Raw genomic sequence first — 599 nt, 5'->3', positions numbered from 1 at the left:
CGATATAAAAGACCGAGACTTTTTCCTGGGCAGGATCTGCCGACGGGTTACCATCCGGAAAGTTTGCTGCGTCCAGATAATGCGCCAGGGTATCGTGTATCGTGACTTTCGCCTTCAGCATGTCATCGTATGCCAGACACAGCGCGGTGATTGAACCGTCGAGGTTTGCCACCGATAACTTCGGCTGTGCGCCGGATCCGGTTGTCGATGCCTCTATCCCTTCAATCTGCGCAGGCCAGGCCCGATACTCCTCTCCCTGCCACCAGATGGATTTCGCCGGTAATTTTTCCGGATAACCCCCAGCGGCAGTAATTTCAGCCTCTGTATGTGGGATGTTGTATGCATGGAACCGCAAAATATCCGGCGTACCGAACGCGGTACCGTCAACCTCAAAAAGCCGGACGGCATTACCCGGTTCCAGCTTCTGGTAGTCGTTTGTGATCATGGTTTAAATGCCTGGGTAAAAGTGAGAGAAAGTGAATAGTTGTCACCGCCGAGCGGGGTGAGCTTATGTTCGTCGCACCGGTACAGACCGACCGGCTCAAGCGGAGGTTTCCACTGAAAAGCCTTTATACCGCCGTGACGGTCGATAAACTGAC

1 protein-coding gene and 1 pseudogene are annotated in these 599 nt (G+C 53.6%); both read right to left on the bottom strand.

The genetic code is table 11. From position 1 onward, the window contains the following. A pseudogene (locus HMPREF3119_RS19745) lies at nucleotides 1-445 on the bottom strand (phage minor tail protein L); the annotation flags it as partial. Then, nucleotides 442-599: phage tail protein (locus tag HMPREF3119_RS19740; protein WP_246829258.1), on the bottom strand; the 158-nt coding region annotated here is incomplete at its 5' end. The pseudogene HMPREF3119_RS19745 and the gene HMPREF3119_RS19740, both read right to left, overlap by 4 nt.

This window comes from Morganella sp. HMSC11D09, assembly GCF_001807955.1.
GTDB lineage: Bacteria > Pseudomonadota > Gammaproteobacteria > Enterobacterales > Enterobacteriaceae > Morganella > Morganella morganii.
Note: the sequence above shows the minus strand (reverse complement) of the source record. Positions and strands in the feature narration are given on the sequence as shown.